Annotated in this window: 25 protein-coding genes; 10 read left to right on the top strand and 15 right to left on the bottom strand. The window is 62.7% G+C overall.

What is annotated here, in order from left to right; translation table 11 throughout:
* Positions 1–48: 48 nt before the first annotated feature.
* The gene (locus tag J3485_RS23160) at positions 49–462 is read right to left on the bottom strand and encodes a hypothetical protein (RefSeq protein ID WP_206956650.1); all 414 of its coding nucleotides are present in this window, start codon (positions 460–462) and stop codon (positions 49–51) included.
* A 232-nt stretch (positions 463–694) separates the two neighbouring features.
* Between J3485_RS23160 and J3485_RS23155 the strand changes: the two genes are divergently transcribed.
* Both J3485_RS23155 and J3485_RS23150 read left to right on the top strand, forming a co-directional pair.
* Positions 695–1,237, top strand: a complete 543-nt coding sequence (locus tag J3485_RS23155) for a hypothetical protein (RefSeq protein ID WP_206956649.1) — start codon at positions 695–697, stop codon at positions 1,235–1,237.
* A complete protein-coding gene (locus J3485_RS23150) occupies positions 1,237–4,527 on the top strand; it encodes an ankyrin repeat domain-containing protein (RefSeq protein WP_206956648.1) in 3,291 nt (1,096 codons plus the stop codon). Before J3485_RS23155 ends, J3485_RS23150 begins: the two co-directional genes overlap by 1 nt.
* A 52-nt stretch (positions 4,528–4,579) precedes the next feature.
* On the opposite strand, the gene J3485_RS23145 is transcribed toward J3485_RS23150, so the two are convergent.
* The 14 genes from J3485_RS23145 to sctU form a co-directional block, all read right to left on the bottom strand.
* A complete protein-coding gene (locus tag J3485_RS23145; protein WP_206956647.1) occupies positions 4,580–6,382 on the bottom strand; it encodes a methyl-accepting chemotaxis protein in 1,803 nt (600 codons plus the stop codon).
* Positions 6,383–6,592: 210 nt separating this feature from the next.
* The gene (locus J3485_RS23140; RefSeq protein WP_206956646.1) at positions 6,593–7,936 is read right to left on the bottom strand and encodes a hypothetical protein; all 1,344 of its coding nucleotides are present in this window, start codon (positions 7,934–7,936) and stop codon (positions 6,593–6,595) included.
* A gap of 64 nt (positions 7,937–8,000) precedes the next feature.
* On the bottom strand, positions 8,001–8,207 hold the full coding sequence (locus J3485_RS23135) for a hypothetical protein (RefSeq protein WP_206956645.1): 207 nt from the start codon (positions 8,205–8,207) through the stop codon (positions 8,001–8,003).
* A 291-nt stretch (positions 8,208–8,498) separates the two neighbouring features.
* On the bottom strand, positions 8,499–8,954 hold the full coding sequence (locus J3485_RS23130; protein WP_206956644.1) for a CesT family type III secretion system chaperone: 456 nt from the start codon (positions 8,952–8,954) through the stop codon (positions 8,499–8,501).
* Between the two features lie 55 nt (positions 8,955–9,009).
* Positions 9,010–9,216: a hypothetical protein gene (locus tag J3485_RS23125; RefSeq protein ID WP_206956643.1), complete on the bottom strand. Its 207-nt coding sequence runs from the start codon at positions 9,214–9,216 to the stop codon at positions 9,010–9,012.
* Positions 9,217–9,345: 129 nt separating this feature from the next.
* Positions 9,346–9,603, bottom strand: coding sequence for a hypothetical protein (locus tag J3485_RS23120; RefSeq protein ID WP_206956642.1), 258 nt, complete (start codon positions 9,601–9,603; stop codon positions 9,346–9,348).
* Positions 9,604–9,611: 8 nt separating this feature from the next.
* The gene (gene hrpD5 / locus J3485_RS23115) at positions 9,612–10,619 is read right to left on the bottom strand and encodes an HrpD5 family protein (RefSeq protein ID WP_206956641.1); all 1,008 of its coding nucleotides are present in this window, start codon (positions 10,617–10,619) and stop codon (positions 9,612–9,614) included.
* Positions 10,620–10,672: 53 nt separating this feature from the next.
* Entirely contained in the window at positions 10,673–11,437 is a 765-nt protein-coding gene (locus tag J3485_RS23110) for a hypothetical protein (protein ID WP_206956640.1), read from the bottom strand.
* Entirely contained in the window at positions 11,434–11,694 is a 261-nt protein-coding gene (gene sctS, locus J3485_RS23105; protein WP_206956639.1) for a type III secretion system export apparatus subunit SctS, read from the bottom strand. Before sctS ends, J3485_RS23110 begins: the two co-directional genes overlap by 4 nt.
* Before the next feature lie 11 nt (positions 11,695–11,705).
* Positions 11,706–12,353, bottom strand: coding sequence for a type III secretion system export apparatus subunit SctR (sctR, locus tag J3485_RS23100; RefSeq protein ID WP_206956638.1), 648 nt, complete (start codon positions 12,351–12,353; stop codon positions 11,706–11,708).
* Positions 12,337–13,404, bottom strand: a complete 1,068-nt coding sequence (gene sctQ, locus J3485_RS23095; protein ID WP_206956637.1) for a type III secretion system cytoplasmic ring protein SctQ — start codon at positions 13,402–13,404, stop codon at positions 12,337–12,339. The genes sctR and sctQ overlap by 17 nt, the downstream gene beginning before the upstream one ends.
* A gap of 46 nt (positions 13,405–13,450) precedes the next feature.
* On the bottom strand, positions 13,451–14,176 hold the full coding sequence (sctP, locus tag J3485_RS23090) for a type III secretion system protein SctP (RefSeq protein WP_206956636.1): 726 nt from the start codon (positions 14,174–14,176) through the stop codon (positions 13,451–13,453).
* A gap of 16 nt (positions 14,177–14,192) precedes the next feature.
* On the bottom strand, positions 14,193–16,253 hold the full coding sequence (sctV, locus tag J3485_RS23085; protein ID WP_206956635.1) for a type III secretion system export apparatus subunit SctV: 2,061 nt from the start codon (positions 16,251–16,253) through the stop codon (positions 14,193–14,195).
* A complete protein-coding gene (gene sctU / locus J3485_RS23080; RefSeq protein ID WP_206956634.1) occupies positions 16,250–17,365 on the bottom strand; it encodes a type III secretion system export apparatus subunit SctU in 1,116 nt (371 codons plus the stop codon). Before sctU ends, sctV begins: the two co-directional genes overlap by 4 nt.
* A 287-nt stretch (positions 17,366–17,652) precedes the next feature.
* On the opposite strand from sctU, the gene J3485_RS23075 reads away from it, so the two are divergent.
* The 8 genes from J3485_RS23075 to sctT are packed head-to-tail and all read left to right on the top strand — an operon-like array spanning position 17,653 to position 23,542.
* The gene (locus tag J3485_RS23075) at positions 17,653–18,129 is read left to right on the top strand and encodes an HrpB1 family type III secretion system apparatus protein (protein ID WP_206956633.1); all 477 of its coding nucleotides are present in this window, start codon (positions 17,653–17,655) and stop codon (positions 18,127–18,129) included.
* Between the two features lie 10 nt (positions 18,130–18,139).
* Positions 18,140–18,556 carry a hypothetical protein gene (locus J3485_RS23070; protein WP_206956632.1) on the top strand — a complete coding sequence of 139 codons (417 nt, stop codon included), beginning with the start codon at positions 18,140–18,142 and terminating at the stop codon, positions 18,554–18,556.
* A 12-nt stretch (positions 18,557–18,568) separates the two neighbouring features.
* Positions 18,569–19,366, top strand: coding sequence for a type III secretion system inner membrane ring lipoprotein SctJ (gene sctJ, locus J3485_RS23065; RefSeq protein ID WP_206956631.1), 798 nt, complete (start codon positions 18,569–18,571; stop codon positions 19,364–19,366).
* Positions 19,363–20,115, top strand: a complete 753-nt coding sequence (locus J3485_RS23060) for a type III secretion protein HrpB4 (protein WP_206956630.1) — start codon at positions 19,363–19,365, stop codon at positions 20,113–20,115. Before sctJ ends, J3485_RS23060 begins: the two co-directional genes overlap by 4 nt.
* A complete protein-coding gene (gene sctL, locus J3485_RS23055) occupies positions 20,100–20,867 on the top strand; it encodes a type III secretion system stator protein SctL (RefSeq protein WP_206956629.1) in 768 nt (255 codons plus the stop codon). The genes J3485_RS23060 and sctL overlap by 16 nt, the downstream gene beginning before the upstream one ends.
* The gene (locus J3485_RS23050; protein WP_206956628.1) at positions 20,864–22,186 is read left to right on the top strand and encodes a FliI/YscN family ATPase; all 1,323 of its coding nucleotides are present in this window, start codon (positions 20,864–20,866) and stop codon (positions 22,184–22,186) included. The genes sctL and J3485_RS23050 overlap by 4 nt, the downstream gene beginning before the upstream one ends.
* 23 nt (positions 22,187–22,209) lie before the next feature.
* Complete coding sequence (locus tag J3485_RS23045) at positions 22,210–22,704, top strand: hypothetical protein (protein ID WP_206956627.1); 495 nt, start codon at positions 22,210–22,212, stop codon at positions 22,702–22,704.
* A 1-nt stretch (position 22,705) separates the two neighbouring features.
* Positions 22,706–23,542 (top strand): type III secretion system export apparatus subunit SctT, encoded by an 837-nt coding sequence (gene sctT, locus J3485_RS23040; protein ID WP_206956626.1) that lies wholly within the window; start codon positions 22,706–22,708, stop codon positions 23,540–23,542.
* Positions 23,543–23,643: the final 101 nt, after the last annotated feature.

The raw sequence follows: 23,643 nt of genomic DNA, 5'->3' as shown, positions 1-23,643 counted from the left end.
GGCATATGTCGGTCTTCTCCCGCCATAAGAATTTAAAATTAGTAGTCCTTAGCGAATTGAGCATGCCATTGCATGAATCATGCTGGCCAATTGATTCGTCGATGGATGCTGATCTTCGTCGCAGGCCGTCTCCAGTCCGTTCGATCGCAACGACAATCGATTCATCGTGCCGCCGTTGCGGTGTTGCGGTGTTGCCGTGTTGCGCAAGTCGAATTCCGGAGAGGGAGATGAAAATGAAAATTCATTCTGTTCGTCCCAGGCGTGGGTCGCGAGTACTGTTGCTTGCGCTCGTCTGCCTATGCGTCTTTTTTTCGAGGCCGATTCGCTCCGATCGATTAGACCTGCTCGCACGGTGGCTGCATGCCGACGCTTCGACGTTGCGTGCAACGGGATACGACGTGCACGGATTCGAACAGCGGGATTTGCCATGACCAAAATCACCAAGGCAATAGCGTCCTTCATCGGATTCACGCGCGGTGCGGGTAAGCCGCCTGCCGCCTCCGGAAAGACCGGAGCATTGCGGCCTGGGACGAACGCCCCGTTGCAAGATCTTGCAACGCGTAGGGGCGCTATGCCGCTCGGAACAGCCTCGCTCAAGAGCGGGGCCGCACGTCCAAGGCTATCGGCTCGTGATTTGCCCCGGCTAGGCGCCGCAGCCCGAGCAAGAGCAGAAGCCGCGGTGACGGCGCGCGAAGTGGCCCGCATCCAAGCGTTGCCGAGCCCGGCGTTGCCGCTCGATCTTCAAACGCGATTCGACAAGCTGAAGGCGAGCATGCCCAAGGCCGATAACGGTGGCGATGTGGTTCGGCGTGGGAAGGAACCGGGCGCGGAAAAGCGCGACGCCGGTTTGTTGCGCCCCGTTTCGATCCATCCAAAAACCGAGAGCACCGAATCTGAAGGTGTGAAGATCGAGGGTGCAAAGACCGAAGGCGCAAAGACCGAAGGCGCAAAGACCGAAGGCGCAAAGACCGAAGGCGCAAAGACCGAAGGCGCAAAGATCGAAGGCGCAAAGATCGAGCATTCGAAACCGCACGAAGAAATGGCGGGGATTGCCGACAAGGTCAACCACCACGTCAACGCCATGCACCACGCGCTGGCGGCGCCTGCATCGCAGCAGGATCAATTGCTGCAGCAGGAAATCGCAGCGTTGAACGACTTGGCGATGCTGATCTCGCAGATGCTGCAGCGCCTCACGCAGCGCGCCGGCGAAGCCTTGCTTGCGATCACGCGCGGCTAATGAAAATCACCTTCAAAGAAGGCGGTGATTTCCAGGTCGAGCAGAGCGACGGGGAACAAGCACACATTCGCGAGGCCGCGACCGCGAAGGCTGAGATTCGCTATGGCGAGCAGCCGGTATATTTCGATGCACTCAAGCACGGCAGCTTTTCCAGCTTCGAGCAATCGCCTGAATATGGCGCGTCGACGGCTCAGATCCGCAAGAGTCTCGATTCGCTCCGTCAGTTCCTCGACAGAAAACAGAGCACCGTGAATCAAGCGGCGTCGGCGCAGATCGATGAATTCGGCAAGCGCGTCGAGTCCGGCTCGACGGGTTTCTTTTCCACGCGCGTCGCGCTCGCGCACTCAATGGGTAAGGAAGCCCTCGAGCAACTTGCATTCAACGTCGAAAATCCCCAGAACGACGAAGAAAGGCGCGAGGTGACGCTCAAGAATCTGGCGCCCGAACTGATCGCCTGTGCGGACGGCGCGATCGATCAACTGGTCAGGCGTGCGCGATTGCTCGAACTCGAAAGCGCGGGTGGGTTGAAGTTCAACGCGCGCTCGGAATGGGAAAAGATGCTGACGCAATCGATCCTGGAGTTCGCTCAGGAGCGATTCGGCCTCAGGCAGAACTATCGGAACAATGAAATCCATTACCACAATGGACTATGGAATCATCTGGCTTCGCACTATGGCATGGCGATATCCGCCGACGGATTCGTTCCGAGCTTGAGCATGACGGATGCCGACTTCGAGGCTTGCGAGCGTCACGTCATGCAGCAGGTTACGCCCGGACGGCTCGTTCATCACGTTGCCGAAAATTGCCTCGGTGAGATTCGCGGCCACTTTCATGCGTTCGCGGACCGGCCGCTTGCGACCGACGAGGTCGTTTCGTTCTATGCGCAGTTCGAGAACTGGGCGCTGACGGAATTGGAGGAACGCTTCGGTGTCGTTCCGCCCGCCGTGTTGTTCGTCAGCAGCGAAGACGAGAACGAGGAAACCGTGTACCGAATGGTTCATGATCCCGCGCTGCTGATGGAGACGATCGGCGAAAGCCTTGTCAAAAGCCGGCTGTTGAACGAGTTTCCCGTCCACGTGGTACAGGAAAGAGGCCGAGAACGGATTCTACAATTGGCCTATCAAGCGTTCGTCGTCAACAACGCAACCGAGAAGCAGAACCGTTCTCTGACCATCGCAGATCTCGACGGTTTGGGTGACGGACTAACGCCGCAAATGGTGCTCGCTGCGCTGCGCAACACGCCCGAGCATGAATTGGCCGCGATACCGGCCGATCGCATGACCGATCTGCTCGAGACCGAGCGCACGCCGTTGGCCTGGCTCTCGCACCTGAGCGATTCGACGATACGCAACTATCGGGACAGCCGCGCGGAAGCCGAGGCAGTCCTGTTTACGCGCATTCCCGAGAAGATGCGCGCCTTGGGCGGGGTTCGGCAGGAACTGGCGCTGCTTGGCGCCGCGAAGGCAGGCGACGAATCACTGGCTGCTTATCTTGCCGGCGGCTTCCCGACCGTGCGCGGCTTCGATGGTCAAGGCAATGCGGCGTTGCATTATGCGGCGAGTCAACAGATGTTGCGCGTGATCGAAAGGCTCGGCGGCAAGCTCGATTTCAATGTGCGCAATTTGGACAATCGCACGCCGCTGATGCTGGCAGCACAGAACGGACACGCCGCCGCGGTACACGCGCTGGTCGAGAAGGGCGCGGATGTCGAACTCACGAGAACCGACGGCGCCACGGCGCTGATGATCGCCGCGGCCCACGACAAGCGCGGCGCGATGAAGGCGTTGCTCGATGTCGGTGCGAATCGCATGCGGATAGACAACAACGGGTGGGGCGTATTGCTGATCGCCGCGGCGCATAACGGCGCTGGGGCGATTGCCGAGTTGGCGGAAGGGGGCTTCGATATGGAGCAGGCGACGCCGGCAGGTGTGACGGCGCTGATGCTCGCGGCCAGGTATGGCTGCGTGGCGGCGATCGAATCGCTCGCGCGGGAACGCGTCAATCCGAATCGAACCGCCGCTCAAGGCGTCACCGCCTTGATGTGCGCAAGCCAGTACGGACACGCCGCAGCGATTGATCCACTCGTCAACCTCGGGGCCGATCCGAATCTAGCCACGCAGCAACGGATGACCGCGGCGATGCTCGCAGCCAGGAACGGACATGCTGCCGCACTCGATAAGCTGGCGGAGCGTGGCGCGAACCTCGAAATGACCGATAACGAAGGGATGACCGCGTTGTTGCTCGCTGTTACACAAGGCAAGGCCGCTGCGGTCGAGGCACTTACCGCACGGCGGACGAATCGCGCGAACCCGAATTGTGCCGGGCCGGACGGCATGACGGCATTGCTCCATGCGGCCAAAGCCGGTGATCCAGCGATCGTCGAGACGCTCCTGAAAGCAGGCGCCGACATGAGCCGCACCGACAACGACGGATGCAATGCCGTGATGGTCGCGGCAATCAACGATCGTGCCGCGGCGATAGAAAAGCTTGCCGCGGTCGCGCCCGACGTGAATTTCGACCTCGATCTCGATGCGATCAACTCGCAGGGACGGACAGCCTTGATGCTCGCTGCGGGCCTGAACTGCGCCGAGGCGATTCGAATGCTGGCTTCGAAGGGAATCAACGTTCATTTGGGCGACGGCGACGGACGCAGCGCGTTGATGATCGCGGCGGACAACGGTCACGTCGAAGCGTTGGAAGCACTGTTCGCCGCCGGAGCCAATGTTGCCCAGAGGGACGCACACGGGATGACGGCGCTCATGCACTGCACCTCGAGCTACGATACCGATGCGATCAAGGTGCTGCTCGATCACGGCGCCGACACTGAAGACGCTGATCCCCAGGGCATGACGGCGCTGATCATCGCGGCATGCGACGGCAATGCCGACGTGATGGAGGCGTTGCTCGATGGGCATGCCGTCGTCGACAGGCGCGACAATGAAGGCCGCACGGCGTTGATGCATGCCGCGCGGGAAGGCCGCAGCGAAGCGGTTGCGTTGTTGCTGGACTACAGCGCCGATTTCCGCCTCGTCGACAACGCGGGCCGTAGCGCGCTGGCGCATGCTGTAGAGCATGAGCACCACGAGGCCGCCGATGAATTGCGAGGGCATGGAGCGGATGACGACACCGATGGCTCCGACTCGAAGGCGCCGTCGACGGAACGCAGCGATGACGCTGCGTTGTCGTCGCCGGGCGACTCGCCGGGGAAACGGGGTGCTGGCGACGGCGCTGCTCAGTCGTCGCGTCCTTCCTCATCGGCAGAACCTTCAGCGAAGCGGCGCAGGTTTTGATCTTGCGATGCCGCTGACGCGTCTGCGTTGTCGGTGCAAAACAGCGGCAACGCTAGGCCGACAGCTTGAACTCCCCAACCGCCTCCGCGAGCTTCGCGGCCTGCTCACGCAACATCTGCGCGGCGGCGGCCGACTGCTCGACGAGCGCCGCATTTTGCTGCGTCGTGTTGTCGAGCTGGGCGAGTGCTTGATTCACTTGGCCGAGCCCCGTACTTTGCTCCGTCGCGGCCACCGAGATCTCGCCGATCACGCTCGTGATTCCGCGCACCCCTTCGACGATCTCGTCCATCGTGGCCCCGGCCGTCTGTACCAACGTCGACCCCGACTCGATCCGCTCGACCGATGAGCTGATCAACTGCTTGATTTCCTTGGCCGCCTGCGCGCTGCGTTGCGCGAGCGCGCGCACTTCGCCGGCCACCACCGCGAAGCCGCGTCCATGCTCGCTTGCGCGAGCCGCTTCCACGGCTGCATTGAGTGCGAGGATGTTCGTCTGGAACGCGATGCCGTCGATGACGCTGATGATGTTCGCGATCTCCGTCGATGCTTTCGTGATGGCGTCCATCGTCGATACCACGTCGCCCACCACCTTGCCGCCGCGCATCGCCACACTCGATGCCGATTCCGCGAGCTGGCTCACTTGAGTGGCTGCATCGGCGGAATTGCGCGCCGTTCCCGATATTTCTTCGAGCGCGGCGGCCGTTCTCTGCAAATTCGAGGCGGCAAGCTCCGTGCGGCTGGACAGATCCTGATTGCCCTGCGCAATTTCGGCGCTCGCCACGTTCACCGATTCGCTGAACTCGCGGATATGCCGCAAGATCGCACTGATCTTCTCGGCGAATAAATTGAATGCATGCGCGATCTGTGAGGCTTCGTCGCTGCCGTTGACGGGCAATCGCCGCGCGAGATCGCCGCTGCCGCTCGCCACGTCGGTCAACGCGTCGCGCACGAGCAATACGCGCTTGAAGGCGGCGTTCGTCAATGCCCCGACGAGCGCAGCCGAGATCAGTGCGACCAAAACGATCGCAATGAGCGTCGTCGTCGCCACGGCCCGCATGCCGGCTGTCACGTCCGATTTGTCCAAGGCGAGCACGAGGGTCCAGTCGGTGCCCGTGATCGGTTGAGCGCGCAGCAGCTTCTGCGCGCCATCGATGCTCACGGCGACCGATGCGGACGCGCCTTGCATCGCTTTCAGCGCTTCCGGCGTCAGTTCGGGCGCCATGTCCGTGGCCGGCTTCATGATGAGATCGGTCTTCGCGCTGGCGATGACCTCACCCTTCTCGTCCACCAAGAAGGCGAAACTCGCGGGCGTCGGATGCACGGCCGTCACGATCTCGCTGACGCTTTGCATGAACAGGCTCGCGGCCATGACCGCTTTCACATTTCCATCGCGGATGATCGGTACCGCAAAGGCAAACGCGGGTTTGCCCGAGGTGGCATCGCGATAGAGCGCGGTGACGACGATGTGGCCGGCCGAAACCGCCTGCTTGTACCAGGGCCGCGCCGTCGGATCGTAGCCCGGCGCGAGCGGCACGTTCGAGAACGCCGTCTTGTCGGGCAAGCCGAGCGTCATGACTTCGAAGCCCCCCGATTTGGCGAGCAGCTTCAACGCCGGCAAGGGATCGCCTTCGCCGATTGCGATCGTGTCGGCGACCGCCTGCGTTTCGCGCGTGCGGCTCTCGATCCATCCGTCGATGGCGAGCGCATGGCCCGTCAGAATCGATTGGAAGTTTTGGTCGATCGTCTCGTCGTTATGAATTTTCACGACGTAGTAGATGAGGCCGCCCGTCACCGCGAGCGCGGTGACAACGATCGCGACGCAAGCCACCAAGATTCGACCGCGAATGGTTCCGAGCATTGCCGTATCTCTCCGAGAGCTTGAATGACGTAATTAAAAACGAACGCACCACGTCGGAGATAACGACAACCGCAACGAGAACTTGAGATATTGAGCTTCAAAACGGCAATGAATCGATTGCCTTTTTTGTGTGCATCATTTTGGTGCGTGCCTCGATCAAGCGCGTGTTTGCTTTTTTCCCGGCGCGTCACGCGTGGCGAAGCTCACGTTTTAAGCGAGCACGGGCTTCCACAGTTTTTGCAGTTCGTCGGCCAACTTGTTCATGGCTTTCTCCTGTTTGGCCGGATGGGTGGCGCAAAACGCTCGATCGAATGCGTTCGGGCCCAGTGCTTTTCGCACCTTCACGGCTTGAGCACGCAGCGTGGCGGCTTGCTCGACGGAAATATCCGCGAAGCTGCCCACGGGTAAGGCGAGCCGAATCGGATAGCTGCCGCCGAGCGTTTCGCTGGGCAGCGTGCTTGTGTGGAGCAGCGTGGCGCCGACGAAGCATTCGGCCATGGCGCGTTGTGCGTCGCCGCGCCAACTCGAGGTATGAAGCCATGCGTTCGGGGTCGGTGCCTTTGGCCAGATGCTGTAAATAGCATCTGCGACCTTCGTAACGGCCTCGGGCTCCCCGCCGAAATACGCGCGTTGGAGCGTGTCCTTGCCTACCGTGCGCTCGAGCTGCGCAGCCATTTCCAAGCCCGACTTATTGTTGGAGAGCCGCGCGGCGGCCTGTCCGTTTTCGAGCATGGTGCCGCGATAGCGTTTGCCGTCTGGAAGCTGTTCCGTGAAATGCTGCGCGAGGCCTTCGTCGATCGATGGATAGCCACTGCGCAGGAGTAGTTCCTGAAATGCGGGGCTAGCGAAGCAGTGAACGTATTCGTGCTGAGCGATATATGCGCCCAACTCGCGCGGCAGTGCGCGATCCAAGCTCATGCCGATGATCCTCGCGTTGTTCAGCCGCGCCGGCGAATATTGCAAGTGTGTGAGGCCCGGCATGCCGGGCGGAAGATCCGAACCTACGCGCGGCTCGATCGAATGGCAGACGCTGTTGTCCGGAATGTCCGCTCCGAAGCGCCGCAATACATTGGCTCGGGCCTGATAGGCCGTTGGCAAATCGATTCTTGGGCTCGCGATCTTCGGTGGCGGTGCGAGTGGACGGTTTGCGCTCGAACGCGGCGTGGGCTCCGGGCGTTGCCCCGCTTCCCGCCTGCCGTGGTACACGCCGTAACCGGCGCCAACGGCCAGTGCGCCAACGTAGAACTTCCACAGATTTCCCATGCGGCCCGGGCCAGCCGCATTCGGCGCTGCTTGCGCCGGCTGTCCGCCGGGCTGTGGACGGCCTTCCGCTTGCGGAGCCTCGTCTTGCCGAGGCACTTGTGCACGCCGTCGCGGCGCTGTTTCGGCTTGCCGACCAGAGGCGAATTCCGCACGACGGTTCAGCGATTCGAAACCGGCGCCGCGCGCAAGGCGGGATGGCGATGCGGGTTGCGACGAAGCGCTTTCCGTTTCGTCGTCGGATCGATCGAGCGGCAGATCGCCGGTACGGTTCGCGCTTGTGACTCGAGGCATGAACTTGCTCTTTCGGATGCTCGGGGTGCGCCCCGCGCGGCGCGAGGACGCACCCGAATGACGCTTAGCCTTGCGTGAGGCTCTTCGCGTTCTTCGGACCGGCTTCTTCGAGCTGATCTTTGGCCGCGTCATCGTTGAGCTGGTTTTCCATTTGCGTGGATGCGTCTTGCAGGGCGATCGAGCTGGCCGTGCTAGCCGACATTTCGGCGATGGTGGCGGCGTTCGAGCCAGTCGTGAGGCCGGACGAGAGCGAGGACGTATTGACTGCCATGTTAAGTACTCCTAATCATCAAGGTTTGGCCCATTTCTGAGCGGATAGATGCCGTGACCTGGAGGGACACGGTTGCAACGAACTTGCTGTGCTGCTTACCACATTACCTACTTCACGCTTACCGTCATTCCTCGTTAGGGGGCGCTTCGTCGACGTCTGCGTTGGACTCTACTTTGCTACTGTCGCCGCCGTCGAACCCGCGTCGCAACGAATTTTCTGGGGCGGCAGCGAACTCTTCATATGGCGCATTACTGTGTGTCGAATACTTGGTGCCGATTACGCCGTGACGACTCACGCGCGAATCCAAACATAATTGCCGTCCGCTAGATGGCGAAACATTTCGTCATCGGACAGCAGAATGTTTTCTCGCCAATAGCGGCCATGCTCGACGTAATGCTCGATCATCTCGACGAGCCATTGGCCGTTCGAATTCGCGTCCAGCACGCCACGCACGACGAGCACGACGCCGCCGGTTTCGGCTTCCACGCCGAGCTGTGCCTGGTCCTGCGCATAGACCGACAAATTCGCTTCGAGCAGCAGCCGAAAAACGCGCAGCGTACGCCCGCCCGAGACGATTCCAAACTGAAAATTGACGTAGATGGCGGCTGGATCTTCTTCGTAGAAATCGACGGCGATGTCGAAATCGTCGATGCAGATGACGCCGCGCTCGATGGCGCCATCGGCATCGCCGATCCCGCGTAGATCGCACAGTTCGCGGATCAACCCATTTCGGCGTTCGAGGCTCATAGGACCTATCGAGAGGGTGCGCCCCGCGCGGCGCGAGGACGCACCCGAATGACGCTTAGCCTTGCGTGAGGCTCTTCGCGTTCTTCGGACCGGCTTCTTCGAGCTGATCCTTGGCGGCGTCGTCGTTGAGCTGGTTTTCCATTTGCGTCGATGCGTCTTGCAGGGCAATCGAGCTGGCCGTGCTGGCCGACATTTCAGCGATCGTCGAAGCGTTCGAGCCAACGGTTGCGCCGGACGACAGAGCAGAGGTATTGACAGCCATTTTTAGTACTCCTAATGATTGGATTGAAGCCCACGATCGGGCGGAAAAATTGCCATGGCCTAACGGACACGGGTACGACGATTTCGTACTTTCGTACGGGAACGACTGACTAATGCGATTTGCTGCTGACTAAACCGTTTGCGGCGGCGATTCGATCGCGGTTCGGCACAACTGCGCGGCGGCATTCAAGCCGTCGGCCACGGTCGTAGCCGACTGGCGCAACATCGGGTCGGCGAGCTTGACCGCTTGCGATGCGATGTCGGTCGCGAGGCGTTCGAGCCCGAGGGCCGCATCGCCGAGCTTGCCGCGCTGTGGCGTGGGCTGTTCGGTCAGCGTCTTCACGCTGTCGATCGTGTCGATCATTTCGGGGGTCACGGCGTCATACATGATCGTCCTCAGTTCAGTGGGTGCGCGGCTGCGCGTGAATCGATGAATTGCTTCGTGCCGTCGTCTGCTTCGACGTACTGCAAATCGTCGACGGCAAGCAGCGACGCTACCGATGTCGGCATCGCCATCCGGTCGTCGGGTGTGACCTGCTGGGCCACGCGTATAACCATCGGCGCTAGATCGGCACTCATTTGCGCAAGTGTCGTCTGCACGGCATGCGTATCTTTCGCCACCCCCGATACGCCGAATTCACGGTGGCCGAGGTAGTGCACCTGCAAAGCGGGGTCGTGCAGCGATTCTTGCAAGTCCCGCGCAATCTGATCGATACAGCCGATCCGCCAGACGATCCTGTCCGGCGCGATCGTCTCGAGCGTCGTGCGTACGAGCGTCTCGCTCGTGCTATCGGGCACCACGCCGACGACGATGAAGCGCCCACCTTGCGGCGTGACGGCGACGTCGGCTTGATGCAGTCGGTCCAGCGCCCGCTGAAGCTGATCGACGCTCGGCTGGGGCGCCGCGCCGTGTTGCGCGCCGCTCATGCGCGGGTGCAACACGGCCGGTAGCGCAATGCCCGCGCCTCCGATTGCAAGCAAAGCGACGCCTGCGACGCCTACCGCATGCAGGTTGCGGCGGTTCTTCGGGCGCACGAACGGTGTTGCCGGCAATGCTTCATCCACGACGATGCTTTCCGGCTCCGGCGTGGGAGCGGGCGCCAGCAGCGTTTCGAGCAGCGCGATGTCGGTTGGCCATTGCCCGTCGGCATCGCCGGCGCAGAGCACGACATTGCCGAATCGATGTGGCTTGAAGTCGACGAGCGCAATGGGCTCGCCGCTATCAGAGGCACGCGCGATCGTGAGGCTTCCGTCGTCGTGTTGGCTCAATTGCATCGTGGGCTGATCCCAGTCGCTGATCTGGATTTCCGCTTCGCGATCGTTGCCGATGCGCATCAGTGTTGGATTGAACTTTATTCGGGCACCCGCGTGGCGGCCCGTGAGCAGACGAATTTCCTTGGTCATGAGCGAACTCCTTGTGCATTGCTTGCGTTGCGTTCAACGTCTCGCATATGCGTTCAAATGTAAGAGCGGCGGCGCTCGAGCAGCGAACTGAGCTTGGCGACCGCGAGCGCACGCTCGGTATCCGTGCGTGAGCGTTCCAGGTTCAGCAGCATCAACGGCAGTAGCAAATTGATCGACTGTTGCTGCGCCGTGGCGCGTTTGGTCGGCGTTTCGACCGCTTCGACGAGCCGTTCCCGCACCGAGGCGAGCGTGCCGGCAGCCTGCGCCGCGGCACTGGGCAGCGCGAGGAAGGCGCGCATCGCGGCCAGCACCAAATACGTCGAACTCGTCTGCGCTTGGGCCTCGGCTTGCGCTTCACGTGCGCTGAGCAGCGCCGATTCGGCGGCTTCATGGGCCTCGGCCGCATGATCGGCCCCGTCCGTGCCGCGTAAGAACCGTTTGCCGGACGAGAGGCGCTTCGACGGGCGAGACGCGGCGCTATCGCCGTCATCGCTGCCGTCGCGACTGTCGCCGCTCGACCCGCCGCGTTCGCCGGGATGACGCTCGGCGACGCGCATCGCGAACTCGGTTTGCTTCTGCAGATGCTCGGTGAGCATCATCATCAACTCTTCGCTGGCGCCCGATTCGTCGATGCCGTCTTGCGAATCGGCGCCGCGTCGGCGCTTCATGCGTGAACGATTGGCGTTCTTCTGCGCTTGGTGAACCGGATGGTGATGATGATGGCCTTGAACGCCAAGCGATCCTTGCGTGTCCAGAGACGGTGCGCCGTCGTCGACGGGCACGGTGCTCGGGCCGATGCTGCGAATATGAATGCTCATGGGAACACGCTGCGCATGACCGACTGCGCGAAGTGCATGACGGCCGACGCGCCCCACGGCGCGGCGATGATGATGACGACGGTGACGATCAGAAACTTGAAACCGTGCGAGATCGTCGAGTCCTGCAGCGATGTCACGGCTTGCAGGAATGCAATGGCGAGCCCCGCCACCGCGGCTACGCCCACGGCCGGCAGTGAGACCAGCAGACAGAGGGTGAGCGCATCCGTCGTCAGACGGGTGATCGCATCGGCGTCCATGCTTCACTCCTTCACTTATAAGTCGAGATGAGGCCGTGAATCAGCGTCGACCAGCCATCCATCGACACGAACAGCAGCAGCTTGAACGGAATGGCGACGTTGGTCGGTGTCACTTGCGAGAGCCCGAGCGCCATCAGCAAATTGGCGACGATCAGATCGATGACGACGAACGCGAGATAGAGCAGGAAGCCGATCTTGAAAGCGGACGTCAGCTCGGTCAGCGTGAACGCGGGTGCGAGGACGACGAGGTCGTCGGGCTTGAGGCTCGCGGCCTTGTCCGCGGGCCAGATCTGCTGCGCCGAGCGCATGAAGAAGGCCTTCTCGCGCTCGTCCGTATGCTTGAGCAGGAATTGCCGGAACGGTTCGCGTGCGGCGTCGAAGATCGGCATCACTTGGCTCGTTGCCGTTTGCTCGCTAGAGAGCTGCGCGCGATGCACGGCTTCCATGCCGACGGGGGCCATGATGAAGCAGGTCACGATCATCGCGATACCGTTGAGCACGGTGCTCGGCGGCACTTGCTGAACGCCGAGTGCGTTGCGCAGCAAGCCGAGCACGACGACGATCTTCGTGTAGGAGGTGACGACCATCGCCGCGAACGGCAGCAGGCCGAACGCTAAGAGCGCGATGAGCAGCGAGGCGATGTCAAGATTGCCGTTCATCGCTGGCCGCCATGCGGTTGATCTGTACTCCTAAGTTTTCGCCGACCGCGACGAGCTTGCCGAATGCGAGTGTCTGGCCGTACGAGACTAGGCGAATGGTCGCATCGGCGAGTGGAAGCGGAAGATCGAGCACGTAGCCGGGTTGCAGCGAGCCGATTTGAGCGACGCTCAAATTCACGCTGAGCAGTTCGATGTGCACCGGCAGCTCGATCGCGCCGACGGGAACGATCGGGTCGGCTGACGGGTCGCTCGATGCGCCGGCAAGCGGGTCGAAGTCGTCGGGTTGGGCGGCGGTGGCAAGGGTCACGGGGGTCTCCAGAGTAACGGTATGCGTGTCGATGCGCACGCCGGCGCATAGTTGGCGGCCGCGCGGGGCGCCCAGACGCAGCGACGCTCGTTCGATCGGGCTGCCTTGCGTGTACGGCAGGCTGGGCTGCCAGCCGAGCAGCACGTCGTGACGGCGCAGCGAGGCGAGCGTCGACGGCGAACACATGCGGCTGCGCAGGCGGATCGCGGCCGGTAAGACGAGGTCGTCGACGGTATCGAGCGGGGCCGGGACGCTCGCGCGTGTCCACGCGCGTTCGTAATCGGCCGCGAGCGCGGCGGGCAGGCCGACGACGGCGCATTTCATTGCGGCGCCGTTCGCATCGATCGTGAGCTGAAGCCCATGCACGTCGGTCGCATGCGAACCGAATGCGATCGCTTTGACGGACGGTACGGCACCGTCGCCGGTATCGAGACGGGCGAGCCAATCGGCGAGCCACATGTTGGCAAGCGCGCTCGCGCGCTTGGGTTCGCTATCCAGCGCAATGCTTAGGAGTGCAGAATGTTCGGCGGCATCGGCAACGATCGATAGCGGGCCGTGCGTGCTGTCGAGCGTCAGCGTCATCGGCTGTTCGAACGTGCTCGTTTCGATACCGCGCAGTCGAAGGCGCTGGCTCGCAGCCGGATGCGTCGAGTGACGAAGCGCCAGCGAACGCGTGAGTAGAGCGAGCGCGCTCGTATAGCCTGGCAGCTTGCCTTCGAGCGAAGTCGACAGGGCTGGGTTCATGGTCTGCGTGCTCTCCTCGTGGCAGGGATGCGCGGTGCGGCACCCGTCATGCGTCGACTTCGACATCGATCTGGCGGCCCAGGGCATCGGTCAGTCGTTTGCGCAAAGCGTCGGCGTTGTCTGAGATTAATTGCGTCGCGCGCGGATTCGACGTTTCGAAGCGAATTGCGATGGACGACGGCGAAAGTTGCAGATGCAACAGCGTGTCGGGCAGCACGGCCGGGTTCATCGGCAGCGTCACGGCCCACGATGTGCCGTCCGACGTACCCGACATCGAGCAAAAACGCGCAATGCGATCGGTTAGCTCGCGTGTGAACAGCTCGCCATGCGCGGCCATTGCACAGACCTGCACGATCTGTTTGCCGAGCGCAGCGTCGTGCTCGGGTTGCTCGGGTTTGGGTGTCGCGCGGTGAGCGGTGTTGCGTAAGCCCGTGGGCTCGGTGCCGGGCGACGGATCGCGCTTCGTCGCTTCGTGTGCCTCATGCGCGGCGGTGGGCGCTTGCTGCGGTTCACGCGATTGTGCTGGTGCCGTAGCCGCACATGCCTCGCCCGTCGCATTCGATCCTTGAACGTCGGATGCTTCCGCTGATGGCGCATCGGCAGAGATCGTCGGCATCGATAGGGGGCCGGCCTGCGCCTGACTTGCCAGCAGCCGGAAGATCTGCACGGCGGTCGCGTTGGCGGACGATGACTGCGACGGCGATGCACCACTGGTCGTCGCGCCGTTGGGCACGATGCGAATGTCTTGCGGATTGCGCACGCGATCGGTCATAGCGGTTGCCTCGCTTTCAGAATGTGAGGCGGCCGACCGGCATCAGGCGCGCATCCGATCCGAGTTCTTGGAACGAATAGACCGGCAGCCACGGCAAGCGCTGCTCGATCATTCGGCGCACGTAGCGGCGGATGTCCATTGCCGCGATCACCGCTAGATGTTTGACGGGATCGGCGCCGCAGATACCTTCCAGGTTGCCGAGCAGCGTGTCGACCGTGGCCGGCTCGAGCGCGAGGAAGTTGCCGGCAGGTGTCGGCTTGATCGCTTGGCGTATCGTCTGCTCGACTTCGGCGTCGAGCACGATCGCCGGTAACTGGCCCGAGCCGCCCGTTGCCCGATGTGCGATGAAGCGGCCGAGATCCCCGCGCACGTATTCGGTCACCATCAGCAGATCCTTTTCCTTAGGACCCCAAATCACTAGGCTTTCCAGAATCGCGCGCATATTGCGGATCGGCACGCGCTCTTCGAGCATGCGGCGCAGCACTTCGGCGATCCGCTGCGCCGGCAGCGCCTTCTGCACTTCGGCCACGAGCCCCGGGTATTCGGTCCCGGCGCGCTCGAGCAGCCATTGCGTTTCTTGCAGTCCGATGAAGAGTTTCGCTTCCGAGCCGAGTTGCGCGACGGCATGACCGGCAATCAACGCTTCGCGGCTAACGACATCCCGGCTCAGATCGGCCGGCACCTTCGCTGTCTCGATCCAATAGCTATGGTCGAGGCCAGCAACGTCGCTGCGCGCCTCGCATTGCTCGCGTAGCGGGTCGGGCACGGTGCGCAATACGCTAAGGCCAGGCGGAACATCGACCGGAATCGATGGCACATCCTGCACGAGTAGTTGATAGCTGTGGTCCTTCAACTCGTCGGCCACCCATAAAGCCGTGCGCGGAAACGGCAGGCCGAGATCGGCGGTCAGTGCGCGGCGGCCCCGTTCGAAGGCTTCATCGAGTTTGGCCGCATCGATCAGCGCTGCGAGTTGAGGCGAGAATCGAATGGCCAGCGGAACGGCGAACGCAGGCGGCTTCGAGGAGATCGTCGGCGCGCTTTCCTTCGAACCTTCGCGCGTCAGTGCCGGCAGTTCAGGACCCGCCGGCTCGTTGGCCTTGCGTTGCTTGCGCCGCAGTGCGAAGGCGCCGGTCGTCAGCGCGCCCGCGAGCACGACGAACAGCGTCGACGGAAAGCCAGGCACGAGCGCGAAGCCGCACAGCAGCGCAGCGGAGCCGAAGAGCGCGCGCGAGTTGCCCGAAAGCTGTTCGAGGATTTCCGTGCCGAGCGAGCGCGGCTTGCTGTCTTCGTCGGCGACGCGCGTAATCAACACGCCGGCGGCCACTGAAATGAGCAGCGACGGAATCTGCGAAACCATCGCATCGCCGATCGACAGCACGGAAAAGCGATTCGCCGCTTCGCCGGCCGACATGCCGTGATAGCTGACGCCGATGACGATGCCGGCGAGGATGTTGACCATCGTGATGACGAGGCCCGCGATCGCATCGCCTTTGACGAACTTCATCGCGCCATCCATGCCGCCATGGAGTTGGCTTTCGATCGCGAGCAGCGCACGGCGCTTTTGCGCTTGCTCGGCGGTCAGGTTGCCGGCGCGCACGTCGGCATCGATGCTCATTTGCTTGCCCGGCATACCGTCGAGCGTGAAGCGCGCACCGACTTCGGCTACCCGCTCCGAGCCTTTGGCAATCACGATGAACTGCACCGTGGTGATGATGAGGAAGACCACGAGGCCGACCACGAGATTGCCGCCGACGACGAGCTCGCCGAAGCTCTCGATGATATGACCGGCTTCCGCATGCAGCAGAATCGACTTCGTCGAAGCGATGTTCAGCGAGAGCCGGAACAGCGTCGTGAACAACAGCATCGAAGGGAAGGCCGAGAGCGACGTGGCTTTCGGTATGTACATCGTCACCATCAGTAGGACGATGCTCGTCGTGATGTTCAGGCCGAGCAGTGTGTCGATGAGGAACGTCGGCAACGGCAGGATCATCAACGCAACGACGGCGACGATGACGCCGGCGATGCCGACCTCCCCGCTGTATTGCGACACGCTCGACAAGGTGGCGTTTTTGGTCATGACGGTAAGCCTTGGTGAGGTTGAGCTTGCACACCCGCTGCGCCGGTCGACGGATGAGGTGTCTCGCCGCGCCGCGCGGCTGCCATGTCTTCGACCCACGCGAGCACCGCCGCGACGGCCTTGAAGCACGCTTCGGGAATCGCATCGCCCGCCGGCACGAGATAGAGCGCGCGTGCGAGCGGCGGATTGCCGACGATCGGCACGCCGTGGCGCTCCGCCATGCGCCGGATTTCCAGCGCATCGGCATCGACGCCCTTCGCGACGATTCGCGGCAGGTCATATTCCGAAGGCATGTAGCGCACGGCGACGGCATAGTGCGTAGGGTTCACGATGACGGCCTGCGCACTGGCCACGGCTTTGTCGGGATTGCCTTCGACGATTTCTTTAGCGACCTGCTTGCGCTTGCCCTTCAAATGCGGATCGCCTTCGGAATCCTTGTGCTCGCGCTTGACGTCTTCCTTGCTCATACGGTGATCGCGAATGAAGAGCCACTTCTGAATGCCGTAATCGGCGACGCCGAGCACGAGGTACAGCACGCCGCCCACTGCGAAGAGTCGGCATAGCGTCGACCACGAAATCTCGATGAGATCGAGCACGGGTTCATAAGCAACGCCGACGATCAGCGGCACGAGCCCGATCATCGTCTTGTACAGAGCCGCGGCGAGCACAGCGGCTTTGACGAGCATCTTCGCGAGGTCGATGAACGAGCGAAGCGAAAACATTCGCTTCAAACCCGAGGCCGGATTGATCGCATTGAATTTCGGCTCGAGCGGTTTGAACGAGATGGCAAGGCCGATTTGCGAGGCGACCGACACGATGCTCGCCACCACTGCAACGAACACCGGTATCGACAGAAGCAGTGCTTGTACGCCGATGCGCCCCATTGCCCGGCGCAGATCGGTATCCGTTCCGCCCGAGGCTTGCATGTCGAGCGCGACGCCGAGCAAGGCACGCAGATGCTCGCCCATTGCCGGTCCCGCGAACGACAGACCAAGCGATGCGGCGATCAGCAGCAGCGAAAACGAAAGATCCGGGCTCTTGACCGTCTCGCCGTCGCGGCGGGCGTCCCGGAGCTTCTTGTCTGTCGGCTCTTCGGTTTTCTCGTCGGACATCGGCTGACGCTCCGCATGCGTTGAGTGGGATTGGCCGCGAGTCTCGCCCGGCGTGCGCTTGCGCCGCATCCCGAGCGACGAAACCGCGCGTCGGCCGGCGAAATCGGGCGGCGCAGCGCGGAAAGGGATATGCGGGGTTCGCTGACGGGCCACGGAATTCGCCGTCTGCTGCAAAGGCGTCGGCACGGCCGGATACGTTATGGCCATCGGCGGCGCGGTCTTCGATGACGCAGGCGCGGCTGCCGTCCTGATAGCTGAATTTGAATCGAACTTCGCGAGGCATAACGATGAATCTCACGACATGCAGCAACCGCTTGGTGTCGGCTTTGGTCGAGTTGTTGACCTGGGCCGCACGCAAGGGGCACCTGGACGAGGCGGACCGCTTGCTCGCGGCACTGCATTTGATGCGTCCGAACTTCGTCGAATTGAATGCGTACGACGCGTGGTTGCTGATTCGCCGCAATCGCATGGCCGATGCGGCGCAACTGCTGCGGCAACTCGAAGGCCGCGAACTGCAGGCCCCGTTCGGCCCCTACGTCACGGCGTTACTGGCGGTCTGCATGTCCTCGCTCGGCGATGCGAGCTGGCGCATCTACGCGAACCAGGTCCTCGCGCGCGACGAGGACACCGAATCGGTCGGGCTGATGAATCTGCTGATGGGCAAACGCGAAAAGAGCGAAGCGAACAATGCGGGAGCGGCGGGCAAATCGGACGCGGCCGAACTGCTCCGGCAAGCGATGTCGTTCAGCTATATGCGCGCTTGAGGAGACGGCCATGACTTCCGCAATCGCAGCTATCGCACCGCCGCCGTCCGTCGCGCTTGCCGATCCTACCGCAGGCGTGACCGGCGCCGCGCAAAGCGCATTCGGCGCACAGGCACCGAACGGCCTTGGAGAACGCTTTCGCGAGGCGCTCGCTCAGGCTCGACTCGCGCCCGAGGAAGGCGGGCGCATTCAAGGACCGTCGACGGTCTCGCAGGCCGTGGCGACGCAAGACGAGGCGTTCGGCGCACTGACCCAGAAGATCGATGCGTTCGAGGCATCGAGCGGCAACCTGTCGTTGCAGCAGGTGGAAGCGCAATCGCTACAGATCCAGCGCGAGATCACCGAACAAATGGTGAAAATCTACACGGGTACCGCAGTCGCGCAAGGCGGTAAGAGCACCGTGCAGACACTCATGAAGAATCAATGACGGGAGGGCGCGATGCGCCGTGTTTCGACCTTGTTGCGCGCGCTGGCAATTGCCGTGCTGGCCAGTGCGTTGTTGGCCGGTTGCAGCAAACAGTTGTATGCGCAACTATCAGAGCAAGACGCCAACGACCTGATGCGCGTGTTGATCGAGGCCGGTATCGATGCGAACAAATCGTCGCCGGACAGCGGCAAGAGCTGGACGGTCGATGTCGACGGCGACGACTTCGCGCGTTCGATGGAAGTGCTCAGAGCACATGGGTTGCCGCATCAGAAATACACGTCGCTCGGAGAGTTGTTCAAGAAGGACGGGTTGATTTCGACGCCCACCGAAGAGCGCGTGCGTTTCATCTACGGCGTATCGCAACAACTCTCCGAAACCCTGTCGCGCGTGGACGGCGTCGCGTTCGCGCAGGTGCAGATCGTGTTGCCGAACAACGATCCGTTGTCGAACGTCGTGAAGCCGTCGTCGGCCGCTGTATTCATCAAGTATCGCTCGGGTACGGATGTTCAAGCGCTCGTGCCGAGCATCAAGAACCTCGTCGTGCACAGTGTGGAAGGGCTCTCGTACGACAACGTCAGCGTGACGCTCGTGCAGGCCGCCGAGCCGCAGCCGATCGACTCATCGGCCGCGCCTGCGGCCGGCGGCGGTTTGTCGATGGTATGGATCGTTGCGGCTGCTGTCCTCGGTGCGCTTGCGGGTGCGCTTGCACTAGGGTTCGCGTTCACCCCGAAAACGCGGAAAGGCAGTTCGGCTGCGCGCTGGCTCGAGCGCATCAAAGCGAAGGCGCCCAAGCGGGCGGACGCATCATGAGCGGCGCCGATCATCCGTTGATCCGCATGTTGGCGGGCTTCGAGGCAAGGGTGCTCGGGTTGGCGACAGCGTTGGCGCAGACGGTGCGTGCCGGCGACGCCGACTTCGACGGCGCGACGCAGGCCGAAGCATGCGACCGGCGCGCGCTAGCAATCAAGGTCGCAGCGGCGCGACGTCTCTGGTTTTCCACGCCCGTGCCGCTCGATGCTTTTTTGCATCCGGGTAACCGCATCGCGATTCTCGCACCGCAGGCGCTTCGCAGCGTGCTCGCGGCTCGTGCACTGATTCGTTGCCAGGACAGCATTCGCCGTTGCATCGACCGCGAACAGCGGCGCGCGCTTGCGCTAGCCGTTGGGGAGGAGGCGCTCAAGCAACTGCAAGACCAACCGGTTGCGTCGGCGCTGAGCGAGCCATTGCCATTGCCCGACGATCTTTCGCCCGACGCGCTCGCGCGTCATGGCTGGCAAATGCTGTCGGGCGACGGGGCATGCCGTAACGAGACACTCGGCAATATCGTGGTGCTGGGCCTAGCTTTCATCGTGGGTGGCGAAGCGTGGCAAAGGATGCGGTTTGCGGACTGTGGCCATCCGCGAGGGCAAGAGCATGCGGGACGGTCAACGGATACGACCGACATTGACGTCGATCGCATTCGCGTTGATGCAACGCTGCCACAAGGTCCAACCGACACGAGCCGTTTCTTTTCCATCGCAGGCGATTTGTTTCCGGAGTTTCAATGGCTATTTGGTTGAGAGCGCAACCGAAGGTGCTCGCCGTCGATACCGATGTCGTGCGCGCGGAAGAACTCGCGCGCGTGACCGAATTGAATGACGCGCTAGAAGCACTCGACGAGGTCGTGCAGGCGACGATGCGCGATGCAACCGAGCGCGCACGCCAACTCGTCGAAGCGGCCCGCCGAGAAGCAGATGCCTTTGTCGAGGCGGCGCGACGCAAGTTCGACAATAGTGCGCGACTCGGCTACGCAGCCGGTCATCGACGTGCGCTGGCCGAGACGCATGCGCGTTTTATCGCGCGCGCGCGCAGCGAGCATGAAGACCTTCAGGCGTCGTCCGATCGGCTCGCGCGCCTCGTGATGAAGGCGGTCGAACAGGTGATAGCCGAGACCGATCGCGACGCGCTGATGCGTCGCATAACGCTGGCCGTGGCGCGATCGATCGACGATGCGACGCATCTCACGGTGACCGTCGCACCCGCAAACGCCGATCGCGCCGAGCGCCTGTTCGGCGAGCTTGCGCGCGAGGCAACGCCGCCGCTCAATCTGGAAGTCGTGGTTGACGACGAAGCGGACGAGGACACCTGTATCTGCGAATGGGACTACGGTGTGGTCGAATCGAGCCTGCGCGCGCAGCTTGCGAGTCTCGAGCGTGCACTGGCTAACGGCGCGGCGTTGGCCGCCTCGACTACGGCACCGGATGCCGAGGCAATGAGCGGCGATTCGCACGCCGGTGCCAACGGCATGGGCGCCGAGGGCGTTGCCGCATGAGCTCGATCGTCCGCTTTGCCGACTATTTGGAGACGGCGCTCGGTGCCAGCGCCTCGCTCGATCGCTATGGCAAGGTGCTCGAAGCAGTCGGCACGCTGATCAAGGTCGGCGGCCTCGATGCGCAGCTCGGCGAATTGTGCGAGCTGTGGCGCGCGGACGGTACCTTGATGCAGCGCGCCGAAGTCGTGGGCATCGCTCGGCAGTATGTGTTGGTCGCGCCGTTCGGCAGCATGACGGGCGTCTCGCGCAGCACCCGCGTGACGGGCAGCGGCGAGCCGTTGTCGGTCCCTGTCGGTCCCGGCTTGCTCGGGCGCGTGCTCGACGGGCTTGGCGAGCCGACGGACGGCTTGGGGCCGGTGCTCGCGCAGTGCCGCGTGCCTGTTTTCGCGCCGGCTCCCGACCCGCTGGAGCGGCGCATGATCGAGACGCAACTGGGCACGGGCGTGCGCGTGATCGACGGTCTCATGGCGCTCGGCGAAGGTCAGCGGATGGGCATCTTCGCGCCGGCCGGCGTCGGCAAGAGTACGTTGCTCGGCATGCTCGCGCGCGGCACGGATTGCGACGTCAACGTAATCGTGCTGATCGGCGAGCGCGGTCGCGAGGTGCGCGAGTTCATCGAGCTGATTCTCGGCGAAGCGGGAATGGCGCGCAGCGTCGTGGTATGCGCGACATCCGATCGCTCGTCGATCGAGCGGGCGAAGGCGGCACACGTCGGTACGGCCATTGCCGAGTACTTTCGAGACCGCGGCCAGCGCGTGTTGCTGATGATGGATTCCCTCACGCGGTTCGCACGCGCGCAGCGCGAAATCGGCCTATCCGCCGGCGAACCGCCGACGCGGCGCGGCTTTCCGCCTTCGGTATTCGCCGAATTGCCACGCTTGCTCGAACGCGCCGGCATGGGACGCGAAGGCTCGATTACGGCGCTCTACACGGTGCTGGCCGACGACGAAGAGGGTGGCGACCCGGTGAGCGAGGAAGTACGCGGCATTCTCGACGGGCACTTGATCTTGTCGCGCAAGATCGCCGCGCGCAATCGCTATCCGGCGATCGACGTGCTCGGCAGCTTGAGCCGCGTGATGCCGCAAATCGCATCGCCCGAGCATTGCGCGGGTGCCGGTCGCGTGCGGCGTCTGATGGCGAAGTACGACGAGATCGAGATGCTGTTGCAGATCGGCGAGTACAAGAGCGGCTCCGATCCGCTCGCCGATGAAGCGATCGCCATGAACGACGACATCGAAGGGTTCGTGCGTCAACGCACGGACGAGCTGGCCGATTTGAACGAGACCCGCGATCTGCTGAGCAGCTTCGGGCAGACCTGACATTCGACGATCACCCGCCGATCATGAGCCGAGCCGTCCAGCACGTCTGGAAAATCGTGGTGGCCGCGAAGACCCGAGCCAAAGAGCGGATCGAGCGCGAACTGGCCGATGCACGCCGCCATCATGCGGCGCTCATCGACGCCACCGAGCAAGCCAATGAAGCGCTCGAAGCGGCGCAATCGAGGCGACTCGCACACGAAGAAAAGATGACGCAGTTGCTTAGCAGTCCTAATGGACTTTCGCCTGTCGTCTATCTCGATCACGATCGCTTTCGAGCACCGCTCGGCCAAGCAGTGGACGAAGCGCGCACCGCCGTGCGCCGCGCCGTCGAAGCGGCCGAGGCACAGCGGGAAGCCGTCGAGCAACTGGGCAAAGCCGTGCGCCGCGCCGATGCGTCGCTCGAAGCTGCGCGCGAGCAATTGAATCGATCGATCAAGGCCGCCGAGCGCCGCGTCGAGGAGCGTAACGACGAAGAAGCGGGCGAAACCGCCGCCGCCCGCATACATCGAGGAGCATAGGATGTACGAAGGGTTAGCCATCGGGCGCGCGCTCGCCGATTTGTTCTATGAATATCAGGGATTCTTTTTGACGCTTGCGATAAGCGCGGCGCGCATCGCGGTCGCGTTTCAGATCTTTCCTCCCACGAGCGGCGACATGCTGCCCGGCACCGCGCGCAACGGCATCATTTACGTGCTCGCTTTTTTTGTAGCGGCTGCGCAGCCTGCGCATTACTTCGACGGCGTCAATTCCGTGCAGTTGCTGATGATCTCGCTGAAGGAAATGTTTCTCGGCGCCGTGCTCGGCTACGCCGCGTCGACGGTGTTCTTCATCGCACAGTGCGTCGGCACGCTGATCGACGACTTGGCAGGCTACAACAGCGTACAGATGAACAACCCGCTGCGCGGCGATCAGAGCACGCCGATTTCCAACACGCTGCTGCAGATGGCCGTTGCATTGTTCTACGTAGGCGGCGGCATGACGTTTTTTATGGGCGCGATGTTCGAATCGTTCAAATGGTGGCCGCTCGTTTCACTGACGCCTTCGATGGCCGACGTCGCCCAAAGCTTCATCGTCGCACGCACCGATTCGATCATGACGGCCACGGTCAAGCTCGGCACGCCCGTGATGCTCGCGCTGATATTGATCGATCTCGCGATCGGCCTGCTCGCGCGTGCAGCGGAAAAGCTCGAACCTTCGTCGCTGAGCCAGCCGATTCGCGGTGCAATCGGCTTGCTGATGCTGATTTTTCTCGTCGGCGTATTCGCGCAGCAGGTGTTGGGATCGCTGCGCCTCGATGAGTTCACGCGTGAGGCGGCCACGTTGGCGTCGCCCGGCTCCGCGCAGCACGCGCGTTGAGAATCGATTGAGATTGCGACCGCCCATCGCGGTTCGAGCGCGAATCGATTCGCATTTGCGAGAACCACCGGGGCGGGTGAGGGGCATCGAAATTTCTTATG

Origin of the sequence: Trinickia acidisoli (assembly GCF_017315725.1) — a bacterium.
GTDB lineage: Bacteria > Pseudomonadota > Gammaproteobacteria > Burkholderiales > Burkholderiaceae > Trinickia > Trinickia acidisoli.
This window is presented reverse-complemented; position numbering and strand designations above follow the sequence as displayed.